The sequence below is a fragment of the Dissulfurimicrobium hydrothermale genome (assembly GCF_022026155.1).
GTDB classification, from domain to species: domain Bacteria; phylum Desulfobacterota; class Dissulfuribacteria; order Dissulfuribacterales; family Sh68; genus Dissulfurimicrobium; species Dissulfurimicrobium hydrothermale.
On sequence record NZ_CP085041.1, the window covers coordinates 201724 to 214711 of the forward strand.

At 47.3% G+C, this 12988-nt stretch carries 13 protein-coding genes; 3 read left to right on the plus strand and 10 right to left on the minus strand.

The window, feature by feature from the left end; all coding sequences use genetic code 11:
* Positions 1-11: 11 nt before the first annotated feature.
* Together dsrB and LGS26_RS00990 are read left to right on the plus strand one after the other, a co-directional pair.
* On the plus strand, positions 12-1136 hold the full coding sequence (gene dsrB / locus LGS26_RS00985; RefSeq protein ID WP_237889804.1) for a dissimilatory-type sulfite reductase subunit beta: 1125 nt from the start codon (positions 12-14) through the stop codon (positions 1134-1136).
* A gap of 18 nt (positions 1137-1154) precedes the next feature.
* Entirely contained in the window at positions 1155-1400 is a 246-nt protein-coding gene (locus LGS26_RS00990; protein ID WP_237888823.1) for a dissimilatory sulfite reductase D family protein, read from the plus strand.
* Positions 1401-1429: 29 nt separating this feature from the next.
* Here the strand turns inward: LGS26_RS00990 and LGS26_RS00995 are convergent, their stop codons facing one another.
* The 10 genes from LGS26_RS00995 to LGS26_RS01040 form a co-directional block, all read right to left on the minus strand.
* Entirely contained in the window at positions 1430-2077 is a 648-nt protein-coding gene (locus LGS26_RS00995) for a YkgJ family cysteine cluster protein (RefSeq protein ID WP_237888824.1), read from the minus strand.
* 57 nt (positions 2078-2134) lie between these two features.
* Positions 2135-3853: a DVU0298 family protein gene (locus LGS26_RS01000; protein ID WP_237888825.1), complete on the minus strand. Its 1719-nt coding sequence runs from the start codon at positions 3851-3853 to the stop codon at positions 2135-2137.
* Positions 3854-3861: 8 nt separating this feature from the next.
* A complete protein-coding gene (locus LGS26_RS01005; RefSeq protein WP_237888826.1) occupies positions 3862-4509 on the minus strand; it encodes a tetratricopeptide repeat protein in 648 nt (215 codons plus the stop codon).
* Positions 4510-4791: 282 nt separating this feature from the next.
* Entirely contained in the window at positions 4792-6483 is a 1692-nt protein-coding gene (locus tag LGS26_RS01010; RefSeq protein ID WP_237888827.1) for a B12-binding domain-containing radical SAM protein, read from the minus strand.
* Between the two features lie 86 nt (positions 6484-6569).
* Entirely contained in the window at positions 6570-7724 is a 1155-nt protein-coding gene (dsrP, locus tag LGS26_RS01015; RefSeq protein ID WP_237888828.1) for a sulfate reduction electron transfer complex DsrMKJOP subunit DsrP, read from the minus strand.
* A 7-nt stretch (positions 7725-7731) separates the two neighbouring features.
* Entirely contained in the window at positions 7732-8529 is a 798-nt protein-coding gene (dsrO, locus tag LGS26_RS01020) for a sulfate reduction electron transfer complex DsrMKJOP subunit DsrO (protein WP_237888829.1), read from the minus strand.
* Positions 8526-8936 carry a sulfate reduction electron transfer complex DsrMKJOP subunit DsrJ gene (gene dsrJ / locus LGS26_RS01025; protein ID WP_237888830.1) on the minus strand — a complete coding sequence of 137 codons (411 nt, stop codon included), beginning with the start codon at positions 8934-8936 and terminating at the stop codon, positions 8526-8528. The genes dsrO and dsrJ overlap by 4 nt, the downstream gene beginning before the upstream one ends.
* Complete coding sequence (gene dsrK / locus LGS26_RS01030; RefSeq protein ID WP_330873300.1) at positions 8929-10545, minus strand: sulfate reduction electron transfer complex DsrMKJOP subunit DsrK; 1617 nt, start codon at positions 10543-10545, stop codon at positions 8929-8931. The genes dsrJ and dsrK overlap by 8 nt, the downstream gene beginning before the upstream one ends.
* A 6-nt stretch (positions 10546-10551) precedes the next feature.
* Positions 10552-11538 carry a sulfate reduction electron transfer complex DsrMKJOP subunit DsrM gene (gene dsrM, locus LGS26_RS01035; protein ID WP_237888831.1) on the minus strand — a complete coding sequence of 329 codons (987 nt, stop codon included), beginning with the start codon at positions 11536-11538 and terminating at the stop codon, positions 10552-10554.
* Between the two features lie 15 nt (positions 11539-11553).
* Entirely contained in the window at positions 11554-12123 is a 570-nt protein-coding gene (locus LGS26_RS01040) for an RsbRD N-terminal domain-containing protein (RefSeq protein ID WP_237888832.1), read from the minus strand.
* Positions 12124-12457: 334 nt separating this feature from the next.
* Here LGS26_RS01040 and LGS26_RS01045 point away from each other — a divergent pair, with 334 nt between their 5' ends.
* Positions 12458-12676 (plus strand): CheW domain-containing protein, encoded by a 219-nt coding sequence (locus LGS26_RS01045; RefSeq protein WP_237888833.1) that lies wholly within the window; start codon positions 12458-12460, stop codon positions 12674-12676.
* The last annotated feature ends 312 nt before the right edge of the window (positions 12677-12988 follow it).

The window sequence follows — 12988 nt, forward strand, 5'->3', positions numbered from 1 at the left end:
CCAAAAAACCGATGCAAAACCGTATCACAGACATAGGACCGCCGCACTATTTCCAGTTCATGCCGCCGGTTATCCAAAAGAACTACGGCAAATGGAAGGTGCATGAGATAATAGAACCCGGCGTTATTAAATATACAAGCGAGACAGGGGATGTCTGTTTTGCCGTACGTTGCGGATCCGCCCGTCTGATCACCACCGATCTCATAAGAGAAGTGGCCGATATAGCAGACAAATATTGCGACGGTTCGGTCCGCTGGACCACCCGTAACAATATCGAGTTTCATGTGACCTCCGAAGAAAAGCTGCGTGCCCTAAAAGACGACCTTAAGGGTCGCAAATTCCCTGGCGGGTCATACAAGTTCCCGATAGGCGGCACAGGGGCGTGCGTGACCAACATCGTGCACACCCAGGGCTGGGTGCATTGCCATACGCCGGCCATCGATGCATCGGGCGTAGTAAAATCAGTAATGGATGAGCTCTACGACTACTTCGGCAGCCACAAGCTCCCTGCCCAGGTGAGGATCGCCCTTGCCTGCTGTCTCAATATGTGCGGCGCGGTCCACTGCTCCGATATCGCTATCCTAGGTATCCACCGCAAACCGCCGCTTATTGAAGACGAACGCATCACCGGCGTCTGCGAGATACCTCTTGCCGTTGCAGCCTGCCCTCTCGGTGCCATCAAGCCCGTTACGGTGGAGGTCAATGGTGAGAAGAAAAAGACCGTCAGGGTCAATGAAGAACGCTGCATGTTCTGCGGCAACTGCTACACCATGTGCCCTGCCATGCCGCTTGCAGACGGCCAGGGCGACGGTATTGCAATTTTAGTGGGTGGCAAGATATCAAACCGTATCACCGCCCCGAAATTCTCAAAACTCATCATCCCATATATACCCAATGAGCCGCCGCGTTGGCCGACTACGGTAAAGACGGTAAAACACATCCTTGAAGTCTACGCTGCCAATGCAAATAAATATGAACGGCTGGGTGAATGGGCTGAGAGGATCGGCTGGGAACGCTTCTTTGAGAAATGCGATATCCCGTTCACAGACAAATCAATTGATGATTATCGTTTGGCATACACCACATACCACACAACAACACAGTTCAAGTGGAGTGTGCATACCGATAACCTCTAATAAAAAGGGGGTACTAAAATGGCAGTAGATAAAGAAGAACTCAAACGGAAACTCGTAGAGTACGCCACAAAAAAAGCTGCATTCAAGTCAAAGATGTATATAAAAGACCTATATGCAGCGATGCCTGAGGCGTCGCCCCGCGAGGTAAAAAACGCGGCAAACGAACTGGTAAGAGAAGGAAAGCTTGAATTCTTCTCGTCAGGGAGCACCGTAATGTATGGAGTGCCTGGCTTCGGCAAGGGAACCGAAGAGGCCTTCGAGTAGAAAAATGGTTGTAGAGGCCGCAAAGACCCTTAAGGGTACCCGCCCTTAAGGGTCTTTTTCATTAAAGGTGCGGCGATATCCTTGAGAGGCCTTCCAAAGAAAAAATCCATGACGGTCGCCTCTATTCCGAAAAACTCAATAAATTCCCTGCGGAAGGTGTTGTCAAGGTCTATTTTTTCATCGATCTTATACAGGGCGGCACTGCCCCCTAACGGGATCGTCGAGGTAAACAATTCAATGAATGCCGCTGCTGAGAATCTCGCCTCATAGGAAGATATGACCTCATAAAGAAACGATCCTTCTGGTATGACCGCACTTCTTGAGAGTACATCGTGCATAAATAATCTTATAGAATCCTCTGGATGCCAACACTTTAAGACTCGACACTCCAGGGGACGGTTTTCATAGATATTGCACGCCTTGGCCGCAGGATCGAAGAATTTGCAGGCCCACGAGCCAGGTACACCCTTTATCTTCACCAATTCTATCGGAGTCTGAACTATAATACCTTTAACTGGATCACGTATTGGCTCACCTGCCCTTATAGTAAAAAGATCTCCTGGTTGCAGTACACCGTCATTAAGAAGGCAGACATCTTCTTGATGAAGGGTCGGACCGCCCTTTATACAGCACTGACCGCAGCGGATACATGATGTCCTGATGTTATCGCCGTTCATTCATCATCGCGCGCCTTGCATTTGACGATTTTTGCTTAGCCATCGTATAATAGTTTTTTACGAGACCATCAACTTTTCAAGGCCCTTTTGAAGTATAGATGCACGCTCCTTTGATCCCATTTCGCTGTAGATCTTGTGCGCAAGCCTATACGCATCAATTGCACTTGGGATGTCACCCTGCCTCTGATATATATCGCCTATGCCTGTTAGATAGAATGCGGCACGGGAGGCGTCGCCGAGCGATTCGACCAATTCAAGGGCAAAGAAAAGATAGGGCAAGGCCTTATCCGGTTCGTTATCAGCCCTGTAAATATCTATTATCTTCTCTGCAAGCAAGACCTTGCCTATATCATCGCCTCCCTTTTCACATATGGCCATGGCCCTCTGATAAAGGGGTATGGCGGCCTTGAAGTTTCCCCGCTGTACGTGAAGATCAGCAAGCTTCTCACATGTATTTGCTATTTCAACATGTCTACCTTGGTCTTCGAATCTCTTCAATGCCTCTTCAAGCTTTAAAATGGCATCAAGTGACATCCCTCTGCCCATCAGCACGGCAGCCTCCCTATAAAGCTCAACAGCCTCGTCCGAACGGACAGGATCGCCGCCGTTTTTTATTTTACCCGCGTCTTCATCCATATATTTATCACCCCCATTAATACCATATATATTCGACAAGGCCTCCCTTGCGATACGACCGACTGTGGTCTTGATAAGCATCTCGCCGTCAAAGAGATCGACTGTCTCCTCGTCCATTACCATCCTTTCAATGGCCGATGCAGCCTCTGCGGCCTTAATCCGACCAAGCGCCCATGCAGCATGGCCGCGCACGTTTGGATCTGGATCTTCAAGAAAATTAAAGATCGAGAAAAAGGCGTTGGACCTTACAAGCTTGGGGTGCTGGCCGCCGATACGTCCCATGGCCCAAAAGATCGCAGGTCTGGACGGCGGGTCATTCAGAAGTCCGAGCAGGTGCCTTATAAATGAACCATAAACGCCCGGCCTGAGCCTTATGACCTCGCCCAACGTCTCTATCGCGCCCCAATTGGCAGCAGCAGAGTCATTGCATGCGTACAAAAGCGTGCGCACCATATTGCCTGCGACAGAAGGACGATCGTCTGCCAAGCGTCCTATCACAGCTCCAAGCGCCATAACAGCATTCCATCTCAAACGGATGTCAGCGGCATAGAGAAGGCGTTGCACCTTTCTTATGACAAGAGGATCGTGGACCGCGGCTAACGATAGCTCTTCAATGCGCCCATCGCGCACTAGGTTGTCAACATCCCCTTTTGAGTATCTTGCGCTGGCTGTCTGAAATCCGCCATGAATACGATCTCCTTTTTCTTGCACACCCCTGGTTTGATCGTCTATTGCACCGAAGGAACCCCTGCCCCTTGAGATGACATCTCTAAGATCAGGCTTCAGGCGGATAAAAGTCAACACCCCCTTGACCCGTTTCCCTTCTTTTGTGCGCCCTGTGGGCTCAACTAGATTGGACTCGATATCATAACCCTCCAACAGGGCGTCTTCATAATCCTCCCCTGGCATAAGCCCCCAGGCCATATCCCAATCGTCCCCACAGGCAAAACCGAGCGCCTCCATAAAGGCTGCGCCTAGATTATGACCCGTTATATCGTGCACATAGACAGCTGTACATTGGCAGACCCCGAATTCGAAATCCGCAAACCTCCTGGGCTCCCTTGTCTTGGGGCGGACTATCAATCTGTCACATAGCGGGCATCTGGCCTCAGTTGCACCGCCAGTTGCAAAATTTGCCATAAAGCAGCCTATCCTCGTTGCGTCCTGGCCTTCTCAGAGACCAGCTCCACAAACTGCTGATGGACAGGATAGCCGTATCTGCACGCCTCTTCGAGGTGCCCCATGGCTGACTTGTAATCACCTTTATTATAATACGCTACGGCAAGGTTATTATGTGCAAGGCCAAAAGAAGGGGCCAGACTAACGGCCTTCTTGCCGGCGCTTATCGCCTTGTCCAGCTCATCTTTCTCGATATAGACCGTAACAAGGTTCGTCCAGACCGTAACCATATCAGAGTTGATTTCCAGGGCCCTTGTCAAATAATGCGCAGCTTCATCCCAATTTTTTAGCTGAATATATGCAGAACCTATGTTTGCCAGCGCCTCTGCAGACATCGGGTACGCCTCTAGGGCCTTTTTGTTTTCCTCTATCCCCTTATCAAATTCCCCCATCTGAAAATACAGGGAACCAAGGTTGACCCTTATCTCAAAGGACAATGGATCTATCTCAAGCGCATGCCTGAAGGCCCTGACAGCGTCTTCGAACCTGCCTGAACGCCAATAGCTAAGGCCGAGCCTGTGGGCGGCGATCACCGACCTTGGATTCTTTTCGAATTCCCCTTCAAGGGTCTGTATGATATCATGTGTCTCACCGGATGAAACAGGGGGCATTGCCATGCATCTCTCCTTATTGCATTTTTATCTTGTAATTTGTTCCATAATCTAACCCAAATATATCGGAAGGCAAATATATGGGCGGCGATTCTATTGAGAAACGGCAAAAAAAACATCTCACCTGTATATTCTGCGGCGGTCCGGCGGAGATTAAGGGCAGATGAACACATGCAAGGGTAGTCTGCAGGTCTTGCGGGCAAGAAAAACCGGCTTCTTTTTACAGGGATCAGATTGATGACCTCAAGGAACAGATATGCATCGGCCTCCCGGAAGAAGAAAACAGCGCTATAACCCATTGCCCAAAGCCTTGCGACACAAATCGATATAACCACTGAATCTGTCAGAGTCCTTAAATGGGGCCAGGTACAAAAGGGCGTCTTCATATCTTCCAAGATTCATCATGCTTGTCGCAATACATAGACTCAGGTCTTCAGAGCCTGGGAAATGAACCAGGCCCTCCAATGCAACCCTTATGGAACCCTTAAGGTCACCCTCCCTTTGTTTGAGCGCAGACAGCCCAAGATATGCCCTGTGATTAGGGTGGTAGCCCAGCGCACGTTCAAAAAGAACGGCTGCAACACTGTCTTTTTCTAACACCTGATCGATCTTTGAATAATCGCCATGACTGAAGGTCATGGCCAACCTGGATAAAAAATCGGCATGGAGTGAATAAAGGCCCGGATCATCTTTTAATTCAACATTCAATGCATAATTGTGGAGATTGCCGTAAAAATGGGATCTCAAACGCCTGCCGAACGACAATATGTCTTCTGCTGTAAGGCTATGGTCGATCTCGAAATACATTATATCTTCAATACGGTTTAACCATATATCATCCGACACCCCTGTCTTTTTTACAAAATCCTCATAAAGCCTGGTACCAGGAAACAGATCAAGGATATAAAAGATTATGCTAAGCGGCTTAATCTCATCAATCAGGTCTATCGTCTCCTGGATGGTCTGCTGCGTCTCACCAGGACAGCCATAAATAAAATAGGCCCTAGCCAGTATACCGTAACTTGTCGTCAGGGTAAAAGCCCTTTTTATGTCTTGCAACTTTATGTCTTTATTGAGTCTATTTCTTATTTCAGCCGAACCGCTCTCTACGCCGTAACTTATCTGTATACAGCCCGCTCTTCTCATCCAATAAAGTACGTTTTCATCTACGTAATCCACCCTTGATATCGCAACCCATCTGATATCAAGAGCTAATTCCAATATCTTTTTACAGATCTGGATCACCCTGATCTTGTCAAGGGTAAATGTGTCATCGGAAAAATAGAAAAAACGGACCCCTTTTTCATACAAAAGCGACAGCTGCTCCACAAAATAATCGGGCGAATGAAACCTTACCCTTCTCTTCCAAAACCTAGGTGAGCCGCAAAAGGTGCAGTTCCATGGACACCCCCTAGAGGAGACAACATGCTCGAATGTAAAATATCTTGCAGGGTTCGGCAGCATGTCTATATCCTCAATAAATTTTTGATCACCAGTGCTGATGGCATTGCCGTCACAACGAAAGGCCAAACCTTTTATGTCTCCCAGTCCGCCATGCGCCTTTCCATATTCAATCCTCTCGATCAGGCGCAAAAACGTAATCTCACCCTCACCCTTGATCACAAAATCGACCTCTGGATAGTTTTCAAGGATATGCCTCCATAAAAATGTTGCGCCAGGACCGCCGAATACAACCTTTATATCCGGGAAGAGCCTCTTTGCCACCCTAGCCATATCGATACCGCCCCATCTGTTGGCATGAAATATCGAAAATCCGATGATGTCAGGCTGCTTTTCCTGCAAAATCTTTTCATATATTTCAACTTGGCCTTTTATCTCATGGAAATTCAATATCTCGACATCGATACCCCTTTCCTTCAAGACCGCACCGATATAATAAAGCCCTATAGGAACGGCTCTTATGTCATAATCAATAACCCTTTGATCGAGAAAATGTGGATAGATGAGCAGTACCTTCATAGAAAAACTTCTTTCATCGTTTTAATAAAAAAGGCTGATCCCTTTTGGGATCAGCCTTAAACAGATAAAATCAAATCCCGGGCTGTTTACGCGTTTTCCTGCCTCACAGACACGACAACTTTGTATAGAATGGTAAGGATCAAGGCGCCTATCGCCCATATAGCTGTTGCAATGGCTATCTCGGGAAATGTGGGGTGGTATTCAGTGACCTGTTCCAATGGGTTTGGTATAAAACCACCAATCACAAGACCTACACCCTTATCGACCCATGTCGAAAAGAATATAGATGCACACGCCACAACAAGAAACGTATGATTTCTACGAAGCGGCGGTATAAGCAGGAGCAAGATGCCAAAAAGCCCGAAGGTTATGGATGTCCACATCCAGGGCACGAGCTCATGATAGCCGTCAAGGCCAAAAAAGAGGTACTTTAGGCCGCTCATATGGCCCGGTATGTTGCTGTAAAATGCTGTAAAGAATTCCAGCGCCAGAAAGAACATATTGGCTATCTGCGCATAGCACACGGTCTTGGCGACAGACTGGATAGCCTCTTCTCCAGGCTCAAATCTTGTCAGTTTCTTGACTAAAAGCAAAAGAAGTATAAGTAGGGAAGGCCCGGCTGCGAAAGCGGACGCCAAAAATCTAGGGGCCATGATTGCTGTCAACCACAGATGGCGACCTGGAAGACCTGCATATAAAAAGGCTGTAACAGTATGTATACTGATCGCCCATGGGATGGATAGATATATAAACGGTTTAATCCACGCTGGAGGCGGGACATGTTTACGCTCGGCGAGCAGGCTGTTCCACCCGACTATTATATTGATGGCCAAATAACCATTTAAGACGATCATATCCCAAAAAAGTATCGAGTTCGGTGTGGGATAAAACAAGACGTTAAGCATACGTTGAGGCTGTCCTATATCCACAATTATAAAAAGCAGACACATAACAACCGCAGCAATCGCCAAGAATTCACCAAATATGACTATATTTGCATATTTTTGATAGTGATGGAGGTATTTAGGGATTACCAGCATAACTGCACCCGCTGCCACGCCGACGAAGTAGGTGAACTGGGCTATATAGACGCCCCATGAGATATCGCGGCTCATGCCCGTAATGCCCAGACCGTAATTCAGCTGGTATATCCAACACGCAAACCCGACACCTATAACTGCGAGCAGGAATATGATCCAACCCCAATACCTTTGACTTCCAACCAATGCCTTTTCTAGCATAGCACCCTCACACCAAATAGAATACAAACGGCTCTGTGCCCAACTCTATCTTACGCCTAAGAGAGGTCCTTACCCGAAGAACCTGTCTTATGTTGGAATTCGGATCAGCAAGATTGCCGAATGTCATAACCTCAGGCGCCGCCTCGGCACAGGCTGGTATCTGACCCTTGTCTATCCTTTCCACGCAGAAGTTACACTTCTCGACAACACCACGCATCCTGGTCGGAAATTCCGGATTCAACTTCCTCCCTTTCAATCCTTCCCTTGGATCACGCCAATTGAAACTGCGCGAACCGAAAGGACATGCAGCCATACAGAAACGGCAGCCTATACACCGATGATAGTCCATCGCAACTATACCGTCGGGCCTTTTGAACGTCGCCCTCGTAGGACATACCCTTACACAGGGCGGATGGTCGCAGTGATTGCATAAAAGCAAAAACGGCAGCTCTTTTATAGCGTCGTCTATATATTCGTTTGCGCCGTCGGCAAAGGCATGCTCATACGTATCCCCCCATATCCATTTGACCTCGTCCTTTTTGTTATTGAAATGAGGGATGTTATGGAGGTAATCGCAGACCCCCCTCACCTTTTGCACTACTTGACCGTCACATTTCTTTACATCAATAGTCATGCCCCACCTGATCTTGGGCAAATCTTCTTTTCGCAGTCCAGCCCCACCCTCTTGTCCTTCAAAGGCATCCAGATCACCCGGACGAAGCAGTTCAAACGCACCTTTGCCCGTGATACCCAACAGGGCGGAGATCCCGGCTATCTTGATGAATTCTCTCCTGTCCATGCTCATAATTCGTTTCCTTTTGCATCCCTTGGCGCAAGATGACATTCCCAGCAATATGGGTCTTCAACCCCTGCGTAATTATGACACCTGTCGCAGAATTCCTTTTTGTTGGAATGACACTTCATGCAGGTATTCTGCAGGCTTACGTAGTATTTTTGGCCTCTACTGTTTATATAAACACGTTTACCCTTTCTAAGGGCCTCATCCCGCCATGTTATCAGAAACTGCATATGCGACGACTTCATAAACTCCTTGCCTTCTACACACTTCTTCTCAGCAAGTTCTCGTATAACCGGTGTATCAAGCTTCGGCTTAGGAGGTGGCACGACTCTGCCCATTGCCGACCAGATCGGAACGGTCATGAGACCTACAAATATCACAAGGCCAGGGATTATCTTGTTTGCATCATACATCGCTGCCTTCCTCCCCTTTCGGGATTTCTTCCCCTCGCAGATTCATAGTCCTGTCCCCTTCGCCCTCCATTATCAGTGCGTTCGCTACTAATTCCGACACACCTGCTACCTTGACGCCTGGCACCCAATATTCCATCGAGGCTGGAAGCACTGCTCTATCGATAGCGCAGATACATGCAAGCGTATTTACACCATGCTTTTCATGAACATACTTAACAGCATTGGCCCTCGGAAGCCCGCCCCTCAACCTGATCTCCATATTTTCGCTCGCATTAAGACCAGCCCCACTACCGCAACAGAAGGTCTGTTCCCTGATAGTTGTATCCGGCATGTCATAGAAATAGTTGCAGACATTCTTTATCACATAACGGGGCTCTTCCAGGATGCCCATGGCCCTTGAGGGATTGCATGAATCGTGGAATGTTACCTTCAGATGGTTATTGCGGTTCTTGTCTAACTTGAGCTTGTTGTTCTTGATAAGATCAGCTGTAAATTCGGTGATGTGAACCATCTTTGTGGACTTCGCGTTTTCAAACCTCGTCCCGGTAATCGGTGAGACAGGCTCCTCCAGGAAGTCGGCCGGGCCGTTGAAGGTATCCATGTACTGATGAATTACGCGCCACATATGCCCGCACTCCCCGCCCAGTATCCACTTCACACCAAGTCTTTTGGCCTCTGCATATATCTTTGCATTGAGGCGTTTGGCCATCTCAAAAGACGTAAAGAAGCCGAAATTACCGCTCTCGGATGCATAGGTACTCCATGTGTAATCAAGACCTATATGTTCGAAGATCATCAAATAACCCATGAGCGTATAGATACCCGGATCGGCGAAGACATCGCCCGAGGGCGTGACAAAGAGTATCTCTGCCCCTTTTCTGTTAAACGTGGGATTTATCCGGATACCGACATAGGTCTCGATATCGTCACAAAGGAATTCAATATTTTCCTTAAATGTATGTGGCTTCAGACCAAGGTGATTGCCGATATGATAGCAGTTTGAAACAGGCTCCTGGATCCAGTTGATATTGAGACCGAGAAGGTTCAAGAGTTCACGCCCTATAATAGTGACCTCCGCCGTATCAATACCGTACGGGCAGAATAAGGAGCAACGCCGGCACTCTGTGCACTGGAAAAAATAATACCACAATTCCTTGATCACAGAGGCTGTAAGCTCCCTACCGCCAGCAAGCCTGCCCAGTATCTTACCGGCCGTTGTGAATTCCTTTCTGTAGATGGATCTCAACAGCTCGGCCCTGACCACCGGCATATTCTTCGGGTCACCGGAACCAAGAAAAAAGTGACATTTATCCGCACAGGCGCCGCACCTTACACAGATATCCATAAATATCTTAAAGGAACGGTGTTTATCCAGCCTCTCCCTCATACCGTCGAAGAATATCTGCTGCCAGTTCTCCGGCAAGTTCCAGTCTTCATCAAGAGGATTCCAATGATGGGGGTTGGGCATCCCGACATCTGCTATCTTTTCCGGTTTGGCGGGATGACAATAGATACCAGGCTTTATCTTAACAGGGGTATCCATCCAACCCGTCTTAGGCGGATTGTAGTCAATTCTCAGCATCTCTTGCGGTATTAGATCCTTAGCCATCTTAGCTTATTCCCTCTCAACTGGTATTCCTGCGCCCTTCATAAGGTCTCTGAACTCATCCTCGTATTCATCATAGGTATGAATCTTGACAGGATAATTCCATGGATTGACGTGCCTGACCATCCTGTTATTGTTGGCCATATTCCTGGTCGGACTCAAAAAGACCCCCCCAAGGTGCATAAGCTTGCTGAACGGAAAATAGGCCATAAGGACGCTCACCAGCGTCGCATGGATAAAAAAGATCGGTCCTATCCCATCAGGCATAACTGGATGGAAGGTCGCCAGGCCCACCAAAATCTCTTTTACGCCCACAATGTCGGTCCTGATGAAGAAACGCATTAATATGCCGGTCGTCGCTATGGCGAGTATTAAAAACAGCGGAAAATAATCAGCCGGTAATGAGATATAGCGTATCCTCGGACTCATGAGACGCCTCAGCAATAAAAAAGTAACCCCGGCAATCAGAAGCACATCAGTGATATAAAGCGGCGGGGTGCCGATCTGCATGATCGAGTCCAACTTATCAAGCCATTCGACAAAACCAGGGACCGGCACCATGAAAAGACGGAGGTGTCTTACGGCTATAATGAAAAATGCCCAGTGGAAGGCCAAAGCAAACAACCACAGCCACTTGGCCGGGCCATAAATAAGATTGCCGCTACGGAGCTCGGCCTTGGTATTTCTGAACAGTGATCTAAAGGCCAGAATTTCAAAGGCCATGCGCCCCAGCACACCCATCGTGGTGCTCGGATTGTCAAGCTTTGCCTGCTTTATCCATGGGAGAGAAAATTCCTGACCTGCTGTCGTAGGGATACGAAACGGCACCGGTGACTTAGCCCAGTCAAGCACACGAAAAACAAATCCGACAAGCAATATGGTAAAGCCGGTATAAGGAAGAATCACACCGAAGACATATTGCAACCCTGCCATCGAACCTACCAAGGCGGCTAAAATTATCACCAAAACCGCAATCAGGGATATCATTGCACCCATTACCAACACCTCACTTTAGCTAAGACCTTGATTATTAATATCTTTTTCAAGGCCAATATCTTTAAACATGCCTTTTTTTATAAGATATGATGGACACATAGTCACCTCTGACAACACAAAAGGTCTCTTCATAATGTCGTTGAGCTTGATCTCCCACACTCGCTCCCGACACTTCATATACACATCAAAGGCCATTAATACGAATTTGTCGATCTTAGATTCCAACGAAAGGATATCTTCCAATTTGATCTTACCGCCCAAATCCTGCGCACGAATCTCATCTCTAATGGCCTTTTTTAGCAGATAAAACACCGAAACAGCCCCGGACGGCTCAAAATCTTGCACCGCCCTGATCCTCACCATCTCGTCCATTTGATCCTTGACATTTTCGGGATCACCACCTTTAAGAATCTCTTCCAAAATAGGACCGGCCGCATTTAAAATGGTATAGCCAACTGGATTTGCGAACCGATCTTTCTGGCCGAGCAAAAACTTGGCAGTCTCAGGGGGATATGTCGCCGCTATCAAACGTATCCACCTGTCTTCTATAACTGCCAGGCGTTCATGTAATAGATTATTCATCATAAAATCATCTATACTCGAAGGCGGCCTTATCGGCTTTCAATCCTTTTGCTGTAATGACAGACTATTTCATCCCATTTTATTTATGAATAGATATTCATTATGGGGATTATGTATATACCTGTTACAATGTTGTGTCAAGGCCTTAAACCGATAAAAATTTTATTCATGAATAACCGTTCATTTTTATAGACAAATCAATGGAAACTGTCAAGCCTAAAAATTCGGATATCTTTTTGAAATTGTATTCAGCTCGGCCCTGTGCAGACAACCTTGATCTACCCTTGACACCAAATATATTATGAAAAATTCGAGCTGGTCTAGGATGGATTCCCTTTTGGAAAAACAAGGCGTGGTCATAAAACCCATCGCTGATTTTCTGACCGATAAACCGGATTTTTCCGGGACCACGATACTTGGTGACGGCTCAATAGGGCTGATCCTTGACATCCCGTTGTGCTTAACAAGGCAAAAAGGGGTTGTGCAGCGTAGACAGAGGGCCATGGAACTTGCCGCACTGGGACTTGGGGGAGGTGGTATACAATTCATTAACTAGAGAAAGGCCCAAAATTAGTAGTAATTGCCAGGGCTTTCCTCTGGCAGGACCATTCTATCCCGCTGCAGGATAAACAGGCTGTCACCCGCCTGATATCTTTATCGAGGATATATTTTTATGGGATATGATTTTTGTAAACGAGACAATAACCCCCGCAGACTGATTGGAAATCGGGTTTTCCTTATCAACTTGAGTATTCATGGTCTGGCGATCTTTTATTGATAGGGCCATTTATATCACAGACGATGGGAGAAAAAGGGGGCGCAAACTGCACCGATTACGGCTTACCCTCTTTATAATGGTCTCTAGTGT